Genomic DNA, 17117 nt, shown 5'->3' with positions numbered 1-17117 from the left:
GGCGATGTGCTGCACGTCAGCGGCATTCGCTTCGGCACCGAGGCCGCCGGCGGTACGCTGGACGCGGTCAACCCGGGCACCAACAACACCAACGGCACGCTGATCAACGGCCAGTTCGGGCAATTGATCATCGGTGCCGACGGCAACTACACCTACATCATCGATTCCAGCAACCCGACCATTCAGGCGCTGGGGCCGCTGCAGTTCCTCGATGAACACTTCACTTATCAGGTCACCGACCTGGGTGGGCAAAGCGACCTGGCGGAGATTCACATCATCATCCGCGGGCGCAATGACGCGCCGCACGCCAATACCGACAGCGGCACCGCCGTGGAAGCCGGCGGCCTGAACAACGCCCAGCCCGGCGTGGATCCCGGCGGCAATGTGATCGGCAACGACACCGACCTTGAAAACGATGCCCTGACCATTTCGGCAGTGCGCACCGGCACACTGACCGGGACCGGCACCACGGGTGTGATCGGCACTGCCTTGCGTGGGCAATATGGCGATCTGGTCCTGCTGCCCGATGGCACCTGGCGCTACACCTTGGACAACAGCCTGCCGGCGGTGCAGGCCCTGCGTATCAGCGGCCAAACCCTGATCGATGTGTTCACCTACACAGAGACCGATGCCTTCGGCGCCTCTGCGAGCGCCGAACTGCAAATCACCATCGATGGTCGCAACGACACACCCATCGCCCAGGACGATGGCAACACGGCCCTCGAAGCCGGCGGCGTCAATAACGGCACGCCGGGCACCAATGCCACCGGCAACGTGCTGGACAACGACAGCGACGTCGACAGCGTGGCCAATGGCGAAACCAAACAGGTGTTGAGCGTCAGCGCCCAGAACGGCCAGAGCAGCGGCGCCGGCCAAGTGCTGGTGGGGCTTTATGGCCAGTTGATCCTGAATGCCGACGGCACCTACACCTACGTGATCGACAACAGCAATGCGCAGGTGCAGGCCCTGCGCACCGCAGCCAACACCCTGAGCGAGACCTTCACCTATCGCATGACCGACACCTTTGGTGCGACCTCGGATGCGCGCCTGACCATTGTCATCCAGGGCGCCAACGACGCACCGGTGGCGCAGAACGACAGCGCCGTCGCCAGTGACCAGACCCCCGCACCACAGGCCACCGGCAACGTGCTGCCCAATGACAGTGACGTGGATGCCAACGACGGCCTGCAAGTGGTCGCCGTGCGCACCGGCAGCGAAACCGGCACCGGCACGGCCGGGGTGATAGGCCAGCCGATCCTCGGCCTCTACGGCACCTTGATCCTGAATGCCGACGGCAGCTACACCTACACCATCGACCAGACCAACCCTGCGGTGCTGGCCGCCGCCGGGCTGGGCCAGGTGCTGCAGGACGTGTTCACCTACACCATCAACGACATCAATGGCGCCAGCGACCAGGCCGAACTGCTGATCAACCTGGACATCGCCACGCCGTTCATCCCGGCGCCGCAGGACGACTTCTTCGACAACGACCCGAACAATCGCAACGACCGCAATGGCAGCTTGCGCCTGCCGGATCCGACCCCGGCGATCTTCATCACCCCGGTGGTGGAGCGAGAAGCGCGGTTGCTGGAAGTCTCGACCTGGAACGCGGGTGGCTCGAACTTGCGCATTGCCAGCGTCGGCGAGTTCACCAATGAATCGACGGGCGCCGGGCTGGGCCTGGTGCCGGGGCAATTCGTGGCACAGGCCGTGCGCGAAAGTCGCCTGGAGAGCGATCTGGACCTGGCGTGGATCCTCGGGCGCCAGGGCCGCACCAGCCTGAGCGCCGATGGCCTGTTGAGCGATCCGTCGCTGTTTACCATCGACAGCGCCCACATGACCCAGGGCCCGGCCCAGGCCGAAAAACCGGCCGAGCCGCGCCAGGCCAGGGGCTTCAGTGCCCAGTTGCGAAGTGCTGCGAACCGTCTGTACCCGGTCAATCGAGAACCGCGAAACCCGACAAATTGAAAAGTAACGGTGAACACAAAGGATTGAATATGCCAAAAACCGCATCCAGGCTGATGAGTACTGCCCTCGTCTCGACGCTGTTGCTCAGCGCCTGCTCTTCGCTGGACCCCAAGCCCTCCACCGAGGAGGAAAACCGTCAACGCATCCTCGCCGATCAGTCACGCATGTACTCCGGCCAGGAAGCCGTCACCGCGCCCATCACCTTTTACGAGGCGGCGGCGCGGGCGCTCAAGTACAACCTGGACTATCGCCTCAAGCTCATGGAAAGCGCCCTGGCCTCGGACCTGCGCGACGTGTCGAGCCACGAGATGCTGCCGCGCCTGGTGGCGTCGGCCGGGTACGCCGGACGCAACAACGACTCCGGCGGCACCTCCATCGGCATTGAAGACCGGCAAGTCAGCTTGCGCGCATCGACCTCGGAAGAACGCTATCGCGAACTCTACGGTCTGGGCCTGAGCTGGAGCCTGCTGGATTTCGGCGTGGCCTATTACCGCACCCAGCAGAAGTCCGATCAGATCCTGATGGCCGAGGAACGCCGGCGCAAAGTCGCGCAGAACGTCCTGCAGGACGTGCGCAACGCGTATTGGCGAGCCCTCGGTGCCCAGCGCCTGATGCCGGAAGTCGACAAACTGCTGGCCCGCACCCAGACCGCCCTGACCTCGGCCCGCGACGCGGAAACCCGGGGCCTGCTGCCGCGCCAGGAAATCCTCGCCTACCAACGCGCCCTGCTCGACTCCATCTACCTGCTGACGGTGCGTCGCCAGGACCTGGAGTTCGCCCAGGCAGAACTGGCGGCACTGATGTCGTTGCCACCGGGCGCGAAAATGGTCCTCGCCGACACCGCCGAGCCGCCGTTGCCGGAACTGCACCAGAACATCGCGCAGCTTGAACAACTGTCCATGGAAAACCGCCCGGAGATCATGGAAGAGTGGTACCGCAAACGCGTGAACCAGAAGGACCTGGACATCGCCAAGGCGCAGTTGTGGCCGAACGTGAGCTTTGACTATGGCTATCGCTACGACTCCAACAAGTTCCTCTACAACAACGACTGGAACGCCACCGGCCTGCAAGTCTCGATGAACCTGCTGCGCCTGTTGCAACTGCCGTCGCTCAACGCCGCGGAAAAATCCCAGAACGAAACCGATGACACCCGGCGCGTGGCGCTGTCGATGGCGATCCTGACCCAGGTACGGGTCGGCACCTTGCGTTACCAACTCGCTCGCCAAGAGGTGGAGTTCACCGAAGAAAGCCTGCGGGTCGATCGCAGCCTGCTCGATTACGCCCAGGCGGCCAAGACCGGCGCCCTCGGCTCCGAACTGGAAGTGATCCGCGCCGAAGGTCGCTACCTGCTCTCGCGTTACCAGCGCGAGGCGGCATTCTCCAGCGCCCAGGCGGCCTGGGGCCGGCTGTACAACTCGGTGGGGCTGGATGTGCTACCCAACGAAATCGACAAACACGACATCAAGACCCTGGCCCGGGAAATCCAGAACACCCTGAACAAACAGGAGCAGCAACGCCTGCTCGTCACCCAGCAAGGAATGCCGAATGTTCAGACCCGCCCGTGATTCGCGATGGCTGTTGCTCATGCTGACTGCCGCCACCTTCGGCGCGCAGGCCCAGGACCCGGCGACGGACAGCGCTTCGACGATCCGCGTGCTGCTCGCCGCCGAACTGGAGACCACCCTTTCCAGCCAGATGAACGGCACGCTCGGGGAGCTCAAGGCCACCTTCGGTGAACACGTGGCCAAGTCCGAACTGTTGGCGCGGTTCAACTGCAACGAAGCCGAAGCCCGCAGCAAGGTCGCAGTGGCCGAACTGGCGATGGCCAAGCAAAACCTCGACGCGAAAAAGCAGCTGCGCCAGCTCAATGCCGTGGGTGATATCGAAGTGTCGATGGCCAACACCGAAGTGCAAAAAGCCGAAGGCGCCCGCGCCATGGGCGTGGCCCAGAGCGGTTACTGCCAGGTGCTGGCGCCGTTTTCCGGGACCGTGGCCAAGGTCTACGTCAAGCCGTACCAGACTGTCAGCGCCGGGACGCCGCTGTTCGATCTGGTCAGCGACGGGGCGTTGAAGGTGCGCCTGAACGTGCCGTCGAACCTGCTCAAGACCCTCAAGAAGGGCATGCCGTTGCAGGTGAGCATTTATGAGACGGGAAAAACCTATGCGGCCCATGTCACGGTGATCAACTCGCGGGTCGACGCGGTGGCGCAGACCGTCGAACTGGAAGCCCGGCTCGACGAGAAGTTTCCTGACTTGATGGCCGGCATGAGCGGCACGGCGCGGTTCTCGCAAGAAACGGCCCAGCCATGACCATGAATGAACCCCTGCCACACCCGCACCTGCTGCTGGAGCTCGATGCCTTGCGTGACAAGGCCATCGCCGCCGACACCCTGAACGCCCTGGCCTTCAGCATGGCCAACGATCTTTATCCGCTGCTGCCATTCCATCAGGCGCTGGTCTTCGCCCAACGGGACAATGCCCTGGAGCTGCTGTGTGTCTCCGGGCTGTCGCGGCCCAGCGAAGACTCGCCCTATTTAGTCTGGCTAGGGCGTGCCAGCCGCTGGATTGCCAGCCAGATACCGGACGGCGAACCGGTCTGGCTGACCCAGGACAACACCAGCCCGCCCGCCGACATCGCCGAAGGCTGGAGCGAATGGTGGCCGACGGGCCTGTGGTGCGTGCCGGTGCAGGATCGCGAGCAGCATCGCCTGGGCCTGCTGTTGCTGCTGCTCGAACAGGAACCGCCGGCCCTGCTGCGTCAGGTCCTTGCCGGCCCGATAAACACCTGGGCCTATTGCTGGACCGCGCTGACCAAGCGTCGACGTTTCGGCCGCTGGTGGCCCAACCGCAAACAGACCTTGTTCGGCCTGCTGCTGCTCGGTGCCTTGCTGTTGCTGCCGGTGCGCCAAACGGCCCTGGCGCCGACGGAAATCGTCTCCCGTCAGGCGCAGATCATCAGCTCGCCCATCGACGGGGTGATCGAACACATCCAGGTCCGTCCCAATCAACCGGTAGACGCCGGCACGCCGCTGTTTTCCCTGGACGAAACCACCCTGCGCAGCCGCGCCGAAGTGCTTGGCAAGGAAGTGGCGGTGGCCGATGCCGAATTGCAGGCCGCCAGCCAGCGGGCGTTCGACAACCCGCAGAGCAAGGGCGAGCTGACCCTGCTCGAAGGTCGTGCGCAGCAGCGCCGGGCCGAGCTGGCGGCGGTGCAGGCGCAACTCAAGCGCACCCAGGTGCTCTCGCCGCGCGCCGGCGTCGCGGTGTTCAGCGACCCCAACGACTGGCTGGGCAAACCGGTGGTGACTGGCGAACGGATCATGCAGGTGGCCGACCCGAGCCAGCCGGCGATGCTGATTCAGCTCGCGGTCGCGGACGCCATCGCCCTTGAACCCGGCGCCGAGGTCACGCTGTTCCTCACCGCGTATCCCCTGACCCCGCTCAAGGGCCAGATCCTCGAGACCAGTTATCAGGCACGCCCCAGCGATGAAGGCGTGGTCGCCTATCGGCTGCTGGCGAGCATCGACGGCACTCCGGAACACGCGCGCCTGGGCCTGCACGGCACCGCCAAACTCTATGGCGGCCGGGTGATGCTCGGTTATTACCTGCTGCGCCGGCCGCTGGCGACGTTGCGCGCCTGGAGTGGCTGGTAATGCTCGATCCCGCCGACATTCCCCTGCCCCCGCTGCGCGAAGACCTGCGCCTGAGCGAAGCCGCCCATGGCAGCAGCGGCGAGCCGGCGTGGGTGATCCAGGATACGGTGATCAACCGTTTCTACCGCATCGGCTGGCTGGAATTCGAATGCCTGCTGCGCTGGGGCCAGTCACCCCGGCAGATCAGCGAGCAGATCGCCGAAGGCACCGCGCTCAAGCCCGACGTCGAGCAAATCCTCGACTTCCGCCAGTTTCTCGAACAACACCAGCTGCTACGCGCCGAGCCCGCGGCCCTGGCGCGCTTGCAGGCCAAGGGTGAGGAAGGCAGCTGGCTGAGCTGGCGCTGGTGGCTGCACCACTATCTGTTTTTTCGCATTCCGCTGCTGCGACCCCAGCAACCGTTGCAGCATTTGGCGCACGCCTTGCGCTGGCTGTTCCACCCACTGACGGCGATGCTGGTGGTGAGCCTGAGCGTGCTGGGGGTGATTCTGGTCCTGCAACAGTGGGACAGCTTCACCAACGCGGTGGTCGAGTCGTTCTCCACCGAGGGCCTGTTCAGTTTTGCCCTGGCGCTGATCGTCGCCAAAACCCTGCATGAACTGGGGCACGCGCTGGTGGCGACGCGCCTTGGGTTGCGCGTCGGGCACATGGGCATCGCCTTCGTGGTGCTGTGGCCGATGCTCTACACCGACACCGGCGAAAGCTGGAAGCTCAGCCGCTCGCGCCAGCGGCTGGCCATCGCCTCGGCGGGGATCGTCACCGAGTTGTCCCTGGCCGGGCTTTCGACCCTGGGTTGGGCGCTGTGTGATCCGGGCGCATTGCGCAATGCCCTGCTGTACCTGGCGACCACCAGTTGGCTGTTGTCCCTGGCCCTGAACGCCAGCCCGTTCATGCGCTTCGACGGGTATTTCATCCTGTCCGACCTGCTGGACTTTCCCAACTTGCACGAACGCGCCTCGGCCCTCGCCAGGGTCACCCTGCGGCGCAACCTGCTGGGGTTGCAGGAAGACTGGCCGGAGGTATTCCCCACCGGCCAGCGCCGGCTGCTGGTGACTTTCGCCATCATCACCTGGTTCTATCGGCTGGTGCTGTTTCTGGGGATCGCCCTGGCGGTCTACCTGTTCTTCTTCAAATTGCTCGGGATCATTCTGTTCATGGTCGAACTGTCCTGGTTTATCGCCATGCCGGTGGTGCGCGAATTGGGCCACTGGTGGAGCCATCGCGCGGGCATTCCACGCTTGCGCAAGGTGCTGTTCTATTCGGTGCTGGGCCTGATCCTGATCGGCCTCGCCCTGCCCTGGCGCATCCAGATCGACGCCGTCGGCGTGGCCCGCGCCGAACACCAGTTGCGGGTCTACGCGCCCTACCCGGCGCGGCTGCAATCGATCCATGGCGAAGGCCCGGTCAAGGCCGGCGAAGTGCTGGTGGTGCTCGACGAGCCGGACATCGCCTCGCGCCTGCACAGCAGCGAAGCCAATGCCCGCAGCTATGAAGCGCGCCTGTCCGGCCTGCTCGCCGACCCCGGCGGCCTGGCCGAAGACGCCGTCACCCGCCAGCGCCTGAACGTGCAATTCGAGGAAGCCCGGGCCGCCCGCTCGGAAATCGCCCGGCTCAACCTGCAAACCCCGTTCGCCGGCCTGTGGCTGGACGTCAACCCGGACTGGAAAAGCGGCCAGTGGATCGGCCGCCAGGACGCCTTGGGGATCCTGATCGACCCGCGCAGCTGGCAGGTCGACGCCTACGTCGCCCAGGACCAGGTGCATCGCCTGGTCACCGGCGGCCGGGTGCGTTTCTATCCCGATGGCCAGACCACGCCGCTGGGCGGCAAGGTATTGGTGATCGGTAGCACCCGCGCCAGCCAGTTGTCCCACCGCATGCTGTCGTCGCGCTTTGGCGGCCCGGTGCCGACCACCTCACAGGAGCATGAGCTGGTGCCGAGCGCGGCACTGTTCCAGGTGCTGATCCAGCTCGACGAGCCGTTGCCGAGCCTGCGCGAAACCCGTGGCCATCTGAAAATCGAAGGTGAACGACGCAGTGTGCTGGCGGATGTGACGACCCACTTTCTCGCGGTGCTGATGCGCGAAAGCGGGTTCTGAAAATCGCCTGTAAGGCCAATACCGATGATTGAAGGTGACAAACCTGTGGGAGCGAGCCTGCTCGCGATGACGGCGGCACATTCGACATTGATGTCGACTGACACACCGCTATCGCGAGCAAGCTCGCTCCCACAGTAGTGTTTACGCCAGAAAATCGACGAACGATGCCAATTACGCGGCGTACGGCAACGCGCCGCACAGTTTGTCGAACTAATCTTCCACCGCCGCCTTGAATAGCGAACAAGATTTCCATTCTGCCGTTAGAAACCTTCCTCGAACTATCCAGACGCATGCTTGGGTGATCACACACCAGGATCCTGATTGTTTTGCCTCCCGATGAGTGGTCTGGCAGCAATTTTCAAGAGGAAACCGGGTATGAATAGGCACTCGCACCGCATCAGGTTTTACGTTGCGTGTTCATTGATCATGGCACTCAACGGCATAGCTCAGGCAGCACAGACAGAAAAACCCAACATCCTGTTCATCGTCTCCGATGACACCGGCTACGGTGACCTGGGTCCCTATGGTGGCGGTGTCGGTCGCGGCATGCCGACACCCAGCATCGACCAGCTGGCGGCCGATGGCACCACCTTTTTCTCCTTCTACGCCCAGCCCAGCTGCACCCCGGGCCGGGTCGCCATGCAAACCGGACGCATCCCCAACCGCAGCGGCATGACCACGGTGGCCTTCCAGGGTCAGGGCGGCGGCTTGCCGGCGGCTGAATGGACGTTGGCCTCGGTGCTCAAGACGGGGGGGTACGAGACGTATTTCACCGGCAAATGGCACTTGGGCGAAGCCGATTACGCCCTGCCCAATGCGCAAGGCTACGACGTCATGAAATACGCCGGCCTTTATCACCTCAATGCCTACACCTACGCCGATCCCACCTGGTTCCCGGACATGGACCCGGAAACCCGCGCCATGTTCGCCCAAGTGACCAAAGGCGCGTTGTCCGGCAAGGCGGGGGAAAAAGCGGTCGAGGAATTCAAGATCAATGGGCAATACGTGGATACGCCAGTGGTGGATGGCAAGCCGGGTGTGGTCGGGATTCCGTTCTTCGACAGCTATGTCGAGAAAGCGGCACTGGAGTTCCTCGACACGGCGGCCAAATCCGACAAGCCGTTCTTTATCAACGTCAACTTCATGAAAGTGCACCAACCCAACCTGCCCGCTCCGGAGTTCGTCCACAAGTCGATCTCCAAGAGCAAGTACGCCGACTCGATCGTCGAGCTCGACACCCGTATCGGGCACATCATGGACAAGCTGAAAGCGCTCGGGCTGGATAAGAACACCCTGGTGGTTTACACCACCGATAACGGCGCCTGGCAGGACGTCTATCCGGATGCCGGCTACACGCCGTTCCGGGGCACCAAGGGCACGGTGCGCGAAGGCGGCAACCGGGTGCCGGCGATCATGGTCTGGCCCGGCCAGATCAAGGCGAACGCCAAAAACCACGACATCATCGGTGGCCTGGACCTGATGGCGACATTCGCCTCGGTAGCCGGGATCAAACTGCCGGAGAAAGATCGCGAAGGTCAGCCGATCATCTTCGACAGCTATGACATGACCCCGGTGTTGAAGGGCACCGGCCCCGACCCACGCAAAGAGTGGTTCTACTTCACCGAAAACGAACTGTCCCCGGGGGCTGCCCGTGTGGGCAACTACAAAGCCGTGTTCAACCTGCGTGGCGACGATGGCGCCCCGACCGGCGGCCTGGCCGTAGACACCAACCTGGGCTGGAAAGGCGCCGCAAAATACGTGGCGACGGTACCGCAGGTCTTCGACCTGTATCAGGACCCGCAGGAGCGTTATGACATTTTCATGAGCAACGTCACCGAACGAACCTGGACCATGGTTCCGATCAGCCAGTCCATCGACAAACTCATGAAGACCTACATCAAATACCCGCCTCGCAAAATGCAGAGCATGACCTACGACGGCCCGGTTGAAATTTCCAAGTACCAGAAATTCCAGTCGGTACGCGAAGACCTGCAGAAGGAAGGCGTGAACATCCCGATCCCTAACTAGCCCTTGGGTGGCGGCCCCGCCGGGGCTGCCACTTTTCGAGTCGCAGTCAGCCCTGTTTCAAATCCAGGCAATAGGTGTAGTAACCCGCATCGCGCACCCAGCCAAGGGACTCATACAGACGCTGTGCACTGTGATTATCGGTGGCGGTTTCCAGGGTCATGCCCTTGGCGCCCATCAACCGCGCAAAATCGCGGGCGGTGTTCAGCAGCAGCGTCCCGACCCCTTTGCCACGGGCCGCGGGCGTAGTGAACAGATCGCCCAGCAGCCAGGTGCGGTGCGCATCGATGGAGGAAAAGGTCGGGAACATCTGCACGAAACCCAGGGCTTCACCGCTGTCGTCCACGGCAAGGAAAATCACCGACTCGTCACGGGAAATGCGCTCGGCAATAAAGGCGCGGGATTGCGGCAGGTTTGGCGCTTGGCCGTAGAAGCCGCGATAGGCGTCGAACAACGGGGCGATGGTGTCGATGTGGGAAGCGTCGGCGCGCAGGGCCTGGATGGGCATGAGGGTAATCCATTGGGGGCTCAGGGACTTACAGCCTAGCAATGGATACAACACTTTTCCCGACCGTGATCACCTGTAGGAGCGTGCCTGCTCGCGATGGACGACAGAACACCGCGGGGTGTCAGGCTGCCAGCGTTATCGTTGACGACCATCGCGAGCAGGCTCGCTCCTACAAGGGATTGGGTACATCCGTGAAATCAGGTCGGCTGTCAGGCCGCCATCGCTGGCAAGCCAGCTCCCACAGGTATGCGTCCACTTGCGGACCTGTAGGAGCTGTCGAGTGCAACGAGGCTGCGATCTTTTGATTTTCAGAAGCAAGATCAAAAGATCGCAGCCTGCGGCAGTTCCTACAGAGAACCGCGCCAACCATCAGACGAGCGTTAGCTCGCCTGCAAGCTTTTGATCTTGATCCACCCGCCCCTTCGGGAGGCTGAGCGGAGGCGTTCATCCGGGGGGCAGGCGCGTAGCGCCGTGCGGCGAAGCCGCACACATCGAGAGGAGGTGCAGCGAAGCAAACCGGAGGCGATGCCCCCGGATGAATGCCGGAGCGAAGGAACCCCGAGCCCCGGCGAGGGGCCGGACGCTGGGGCAAAGCCTTTTGGTTCCTTTTTGGCGTTTGAAAAAGGGACTCGCCGTAAGGGCGAAACCATAAGTAGCCGTTACCGCAGCAATGGATATGTACACCATCAAAAAATTCATCGCCTGACACGAAGCCATCGCGAGCAGGCTCGCTCCCACAAGGGATTGGGGTGTCCGCGAAATCAGGTTGGCTTAAAGGCCGCCTTCGCGGGCAAGCCCGCTCCCACAGGGGATTGGGGATGCCCGCGAAATCAAGTCAAACCCGCACATTGCGCCCCGGCAACGACGAGCGCTGACTGTTCTCCCAGTTCTCCACCAGCCCCACCGGCACCTCCGCTGCCGGCAGCATTTTCTTGCCGCGTACCAGGTCCGAAGCCCGTTCGGCCAGCATGATGGTCGGGGCATTGAGGTTGCCGTTCGGCTCGGTCGGGAATACCGAGGAATCGATCACCCGCAGCCCCGCAATGCCATGCACCCGCAATTCGGAATCCACCACCGCCATGTCGTCTTCGCCCATGCGGCACGAGCCGCAAGGGTGGTAGGTGCTTTCGAGGTTTTCCCGGACGAAGGCGTCGATTTGCTCATCGGTCTGTACCAGCGGTCCGGGGGCGATTTCGCCGTCGCGGAAGCGGTCCATCGCTTTCTGGCCGATGATCTCGCGGGTCAGGCGGATGCAGCGGCGGAAACCTTCGCGGTCTTCTTCGCGTTGCAGGTAGTTGAAGCGGATTTCCGGATGCTCGTACGGATCGGCGGAACGCACCCGCACGTATCCGCGGCTTTTCGGTTTGTTCGGCCCGGTGAGCACCATGAAGCCATGGCCCTTGATCGGTTTGTTGCCGTCGTAGCGCATGGCGGCGGGCAGGAAGTGGAACTGGATGTCCGGCCAGCGCAGGCCCTTGTCGGAGCGGATGAAACCGCCGGCCTCGAAGTGGTTGGTGGCGCCCAGCCCGTCCTTGAACAGCAGCCAGCGCAAACCGATCATCAACTTGCTCAGCGGGTCCATTTTGCTGTTGAGGGTCACTGGCTCCTTGCAGCCGAACTGGATGTACACCTCGGCATGATCCTGCAGGTTCTCCCCGACGCCCGGCAGGTCGTGACGCACCTCGACCCCGGCCTTGCGCAGGACTTCGGCCGGGCCGATGCCTGAGCGTTGCAGCAGGTGCGGCGAACCGATCGGGCCGGACGAGATCAGCACTTCACGGTTGCAATACACCTGGTGGGTCTGGCCATCGTGGTCATACATGACCCCTACCGCACGCTTGCCTTCGAGGATGATCTGCCGGGTCATCGCGTGGGTGATCACGGTCAGGTTCGGCCGCCCCATGGCCGGGCGCAGGTAGGCATTGGCGGTGGAGCAACGCACGCCGTTTTTCACGGTCATGTGCATCGCGCCGAAACCTTCCTGCATGAAACCGTTGCAGTCATCGGTCTTGATGTAGCCCGCCTCGGCGCCGGCTTCGACCCATGCCCCATACAACGGGTTTTTCATGTGATTGCCGTTGGTGGTGTGCAGCGGCCCGCTCTGCCCGCGGTAGCTGTCGCCGCCGTCCTCGTAACTCTCGGCGCGTTTGAAGTACGGCAGGCAGTTCTTGTAGCCCCAGCCCTGGGCGCCGAGGGATTCCCATTCGTCGAAGTCATAGGCGTGGCCACGGATGTACACCAGGCCATTGATCGACGACGAACCACCCAGCACCTTGCCCCGTGGGCAGTGAATGCGACGGCCGTCGAGGAAGGGTTCCGGCTCGGTTTCGTAGCGCCAGTTGTACTTCTTGGTGTTCATCGGGATCGAGAACGCACTGGGCATCTGGATCACCACGCTCTTGTCGCTGCCGCCGAATTCCAGCACCAGTACAGAAGTCGCCGGATCTTCGCTCAGGCGGTTGGCCAACACACAACCTGCCGAGCCTGCGCCAATGATGATGTAGTCGTATTTTTGCGTAGCCATGATTTATCTCCGGACCGCCGATTCGTTGAAGACGGGCATTTTTGGTTTGGTCAACGAGTCGCCGGTGGTGTATTGCGGACAGGTTTTTTCGATGTGCTGGATCACGGTTTCTTCACGTTTGAGGTCGATCGAGCGGCTCAGCCAGTAGTACGCCAGCCCCGAGACGATCAGCCCGACCAGCCAGGCGATGTCGATGCTGCCCAGGGCCTTGGCCAGCGGGCCGACATACACTTCGCGCTGCTCGACGCCGTCGAAGATGTAGAAGAACGGAATCATCGAGACGAAGCCGATGGCATACGCGAGGATGCCGCGCAGGCCCCAACTGCCGTAGATGTTGCCGTGGGGCATGAAGAAGTGCGGGATGGCGTAGCGGCCCTTGCGCACGAAGAAGTAGTCGGTGAGGTTGACCGAGGTCCAGGGCACCAGGAAGTACAGCATCACCACCAGGTAGATCCCCAGCACCGACAGGCCTTTGCCGGAACTCTGGATGCTCATGGCCACGCCCAGTTGCAGCAGGATCACGAACAGGATCGCCAGGATCCGCGCCTTGCGGGTCGGTTCGATGTGCTTGATGGAGTCGACGCAGGTCAGGGTGGTCAGCTTGGCGCTGTAGATGTTCATCGCGATCACCGGCAGGAACGCCAGGATGGTGATGACCACCACCGCCGTGCCCATCAGCGGCGACACGGTATTGCCGACCTGCCCCAGGGCCACCAGCACATCGGTGGAATGCAGGTGATCGGCCAGCCAGCCACCCACGGAAATCATCCACGCACCGGACAGCGACGCACCGAGGAACACCACCGCAATCAACTTGCCGCTGGAGGTGTTCTTGGGCAGGTAACGGGAGTAATCGGACACATAGGGTGCGTAAGCGATGTTGTAGCTGGCGGCCGCCGCGAACTGGGCAATGAAACCGGTCCAGTTGAAGCCCAGCGGTGCCGGGGCCACTTCGCCTGCGGCCAGCGGTGGCAACACCGCATCCGGCACCCAGCCCATCAGCACCGCCAGGGTCACCAGGCCGTACAGCGGCAGCGACAGGTACAACGCCCATTTGAAGCTGCGGTGCATCCAGTCATGGCCGAGGATCGCCAGCACCGTCGCCGGCACCGTCACCGCTATCGCGATCACGGCGGGGTTGAAACCGAATAGCGTGTGCAGGCCCTGCATCATCAACACCAGGTTGACGATGTTGAAACCGGCGAACACGAACAGCGTCGCCAGCAGCACCAGGATCACCCCGCGATAACCGAACTGCGCGCGGGACTGGATCATCTGCGGCAGGCCCAGGTGTGGCCCCTGGGAGCCATGAAAAGCCATGAACAGCGTGCCGAACATGATGCCCAGCGTGCCAGCGAGCGTGGTCCAGAGCGCGGTCAGGCCGACGCTCGGGCCAACGAAGCCGATGGTCATGGTGAAGAAGGTGAAGTTGCCGAGAAACCAGAACGGGCCCTGGCTCGACAGCTTGTCGGTGCGTTCGCTCTCGGGGATGAAGTCGATGGAATGACTCTCGACCACGGATTTGTCGTCGAGGATGGATACGTTCGCAGCAGGCTTGGCGTCAATGTTCATGATGGACTCTTGTTATTGGAAGATCATGACGAGATAACCGCATTGTTTCGGGTGCCTGTGGCGAGGGAGCTTGCTCCCGCTGGAGTGCGCAGCACTCCCTGCTTTTCAGGAGAAGAGCCGGGGCCGCTTCGCGACCCAGCGGGAGCAAGCTCCCTCGCCACAGGGTGTCCCTTTGCCTGCCTGGCATTGTCCATGGTGCCGGCAGGCATGAGCTGTGAATCAGGGCAGCGTGATCCACACCGCCTTGGTTTCGAGCAGGTAATCCAGCTGCTCCGCGCCCAGATCCTTGCCGAAACCCGATTGCTTGTAGCCGCCGAACGGCATCGACGGGTCGAGGGTGCCGTGGGCGTTGACGTAGACGGAACCGGCCTTCAACCGTGGAATCAGGCTGTGCACCTTGCCCAGGTCGTTGGAGTACAGGGCCGCCGCCAGGCCATAGGGCGAGTCATTGGCCAGGGCCAGCGCCTCTTCTTCATCGTCGAAAGGCGCGGTCACCAGAACCGGGCCAAAGATCTCCTCCTGGACGATGCGCATGTCGTTGCGGCAGTGGGCGAAGATGGTCGGTTCGACGAAGTAGCCCGGGCCTTCCACGGGCTGGCCGCCATACACCAGTTCGGCGCCTTCGGCCTTGCCGGTTTCGATGTACTCGGTCACCCGCTGCTTCTGCAACGCCGACACCAGCGGCCCGATGAAACAGTCCGGATCCAGTCCCGGCGCCATCTTCAGGGTCCGGGTGTAGGCGATCAGCTCGCGCAGGAATTCGTCGTAGACGCTGCGATGCACATAGGCCCGCGTACCGGCGTCGCACACCTGCCCCGAGTTGAAGAACACACCGTTGGCGACCGCTTGCGCAGCCGCTGGAATGTCCGCATCGGCCATCACGATTACTGGTGATTTTCCTCCGAGTTCCAGGGTTAGTCGCTTCATTTCGTCCAGCGCGGCGCGGCCCACGGTGCGGCCTACCGGGGTCGAACCGGTGAAGGTCAGCTTGTCGATGCCGGGGTGGGTAGCCATGGCCGCGCCGACCACGCTGCCACGCCCGGTGACGATGTTGATGACGCCGTCCGGTATGCCGGCTTCCTGCACCAGCTCGGCAAAGCGCAGGGCCGAGAGCGAGGTCAGTTCGGCGGGTTTGACCACCACGGTGCAACCGGTGGCCAGCGCCGCGCCGAGCTTCCAGGCCATGGTTTGCAGCGGGAAATTCCACGGCACGATGGCGCCGACCACGCCCACCGCTTCCTTGCGGGTATAGGCCAGGTAATTGCCGGGCAGCGACGGCTCGACGGTGCGGCCGTGGAGCTTGGTCGCCCAGCCGGCGAAATACCGCAGGGTGTCGATGGTGCCCTGGATGTCGACGCCTTTGGCGAAGACCACCGACTTGCCCATGTCGATGGATTCGATTTGCGCCAGTTCCTCGGCGTTGTCTTCGATCAGGTCGGCCAGGCGATGGATCAGGCGTTCGCGCTCTGCCGGCTTGGCCTGGCTCCAGGCGCCGCCGTCGAACTGCGCGCGGGCCGCTTGCACGGCGCGGTCCAGATCATCCGTGGTGCCCATGGGAATGCGGGTGAGCAGGCCTTCGGTCGAAGGTTCGATGACCTCGGAAACCCCACCGTCGCTGGCCTCGACCCAGGCCCCGCCGATGAACATTTTCTGCACCTTGCCGAGGAAGGTCTGGGTGGCTTCGCTGACGCCGAATTTCTGCAAGTAGCTTTTGACGATCGTGTCCATTTTCCTCTCCTCAGGCCGGGGTGGCTTCGTGGGTGGTCTGCCGCGCCTGGGCACGTTCGTGGAAGATGAAACCGATGCTGTTGAGCAGCAGCTGCGCGGCGAGGATCGAGGTCATGCCGGTCGGGTCGTACACCGGTGCAACCTCCACCAGGTCCATGCCGACGATGTTGCCCCGGCTGCGCTTGGCCAGCGCCTGGATGATTTCCAGCACTTCGTAGTAGAGGAAACCGCCGTGGCTGGGGGTGCCGGTGCCAGGGGCGATGGACGGGTCGAAACCGTCGATGTCGATGGTGATGTAGTAGTTGATGTTCTGCGGGATCAGCGCCAGCACCCCGTCGACACCCAGGCGACGTACATCGCGCACCGAGAGGATTTTCGAACCGGCCGCGTGGGCGGCTTCGTAGTCATCGCGGTTGGACGACGACACGTTGCGGATGCCCATCTGAGTCATGCCGACAATGTGGTTCATTTCCGAGGCGCGGCGCAGCGGGTTGCCGTGGCCGTAGCGCACGCCGTGGCGCTCGTCGACGAAATCCAGGTGCGCATCGAAGTGGATGATGTGGATCGGGCCGCGACCTTCGAAGGCCTTGATCACCGGGGCATGTACCGAGTGATCGCCGCCGAGCACCACCGGCATGACTCCGGCATCGAGGATCTTGCGCACGGCGTATTCGGTGTTCTGGTTGCTGGTGGCCATATCGGTGTGGACGATGTCGGCATCACCCACGTCGACCATGCGCACGTCGGCGGCGGTCAGGTACATGACGTCATCTTCGTGGTCGTAGGCGCCGGCATGGCCGAAGGAAAACAGCGTCGATGCCTCGCGAATGCCCCGTGGCCCGAAGCGTGCGCCGGAGCGCCATTGGGTGCCCATGTCGTTGGGCACGCCAAGTACCGCCACGTCCGCGTCCAGCGCATCCCAGTCGGTGCACACCGGGGATTTGCCAAAGGTGCAATGACCCACGAATGGCAGGTTCAGGCGTCCGGATTCATAACCGTTGTTCGACATTTCAAGCCTCTCCACTTCTTGTTATCGGCTTGGC

General features: G+C 63.1%; 11 protein-coding genes. 6 read left to right on the top strand and 5 right to left on the bottom strand.

What is annotated here, in order from left to right; all coding sequences use genetic code 11:
- The first annotated feature begins 6 nt into the window (after positions 1-6).
- The 6 genes from ABTV29_RS10855 (at position 7) to ABTV29_RS10830 (ending at position 9745) form a co-directional block, all read left to right on the top strand.
- Positions 7-1968 (top strand): VCBS domain-containing protein, encoded by a 1962-nt coding sequence (locus ABTV29_RS10855; RefSeq protein WP_433770059.1) that lies wholly within the window; start codon positions 7-9, stop codon positions 1966-1968.
- Between the two features lie 53 nt (positions 1969-2021).
- Entirely contained in the window at positions 2022-3533 is a 1512-nt protein-coding gene (locus ABTV29_RS10850; protein WP_433770058.1) for a TolC family protein, read from the top strand.
- A gap of 19 nt (positions 3534-3552) precedes the next feature.
- Positions 3553-4278, top strand: coding sequence for an efflux RND transporter periplasmic adaptor subunit (locus ABTV29_RS10845; RefSeq protein ID WP_433771827.1), 726 nt, complete (start codon positions 3553-3555; stop codon positions 4276-4278).
- Positions 4275-5621, top strand: a complete 1347-nt coding sequence (locus ABTV29_RS10840) for an efflux RND transporter periplasmic adaptor subunit (protein ID WP_433770057.1) — start codon at positions 4275-4277, stop codon at positions 5619-5621. The genes ABTV29_RS10845 and ABTV29_RS10840 overlap by 4 nt, the downstream gene beginning before the upstream one ends.
- Positions 5621-7717, top strand: a complete 2097-nt coding sequence (locus ABTV29_RS10835; protein ID WP_433770056.1) for an HlyD family efflux transporter periplasmic adaptor subunit — start codon at positions 5621-5623, stop codon at positions 7715-7717. The genes ABTV29_RS10840 and ABTV29_RS10835 overlap by 1 nt, the downstream gene beginning before the upstream one ends.
- A gap of 375 nt (positions 7718-8092) precedes the next feature.
- The gene (locus ABTV29_RS10830; protein WP_433770055.1) at positions 8093-9745 is read left to right on the top strand and encodes an arylsulfatase; all 1653 of its coding nucleotides are present in this window, start codon (positions 8093-8095) and stop codon (positions 9743-9745) included.
- 46 nt (positions 9746-9791) lie between these two features.
- Here the strand turns inward: ABTV29_RS10830 and ABTV29_RS10825 are convergent, their stop codons facing one another.
- The 5 genes from ABTV29_RS10825 to speB form a co-directional block, all read right to left on the bottom strand.
- The gene (locus ABTV29_RS10825) at positions 9792-10250 is read right to left on the bottom strand and encodes a GNAT family N-acetyltransferase (RefSeq protein ID WP_433770054.1); all 459 of its coding nucleotides are present in this window, start codon (positions 10248-10250) and stop codon (positions 9792-9794) included.
- An 835-nt stretch (positions 10251-11085) separates the two neighbouring features.
- Positions 11086-12774 (bottom strand): choline dehydrogenase, encoded by a 1689-nt coding sequence (gene betA / locus ABTV29_RS10820; RefSeq protein ID WP_433770053.1) that lies wholly within the window; start codon positions 12772-12774, stop codon positions 11086-11088.
- 3 nt (positions 12775-12777) lie between these two features.
- Positions 12778-14346, bottom strand: a complete 1569-nt coding sequence (locus ABTV29_RS10815) for a purine-cytosine permease family protein (RefSeq protein ID WP_433770052.1) — start codon at positions 14344-14346, stop codon at positions 12778-12780.
- A gap of 219 nt (positions 14347-14565) precedes the next feature.
- Positions 14566-16074 carry an aldehyde dehydrogenase family protein gene (locus ABTV29_RS10810; RefSeq protein ID WP_433770051.1) on the bottom strand — a complete coding sequence of 503 codons (1509 nt, stop codon included), beginning with the start codon at positions 16072-16074 and terminating at the stop codon, positions 14566-14568.
- A gap of 10 nt (positions 16075-16084) precedes the next feature.
- Complete coding sequence (gene speB / locus ABTV29_RS10805) at positions 16085-17083, bottom strand: agmatinase (protein ID WP_433770050.1); 999 nt, start codon at positions 17081-17083, stop codon at positions 16085-16087.
- Positions 17084-17117 lie beyond the last annotated feature (34 nt).

Source organism: Pseudomonas putida (genome assembly GCF_050989985.1).
In the GTDB taxonomy this organism is placed as follows: Bacteria; Pseudomonadota; Gammaproteobacteria; order Pseudomonadales; family Pseudomonadaceae; genus Aquipseudomonas; species Aquipseudomonas putida_AI.
Note: the sequence above shows the minus strand (reverse complement) of the source record. Positions and strands in the feature narration are given on the sequence as shown.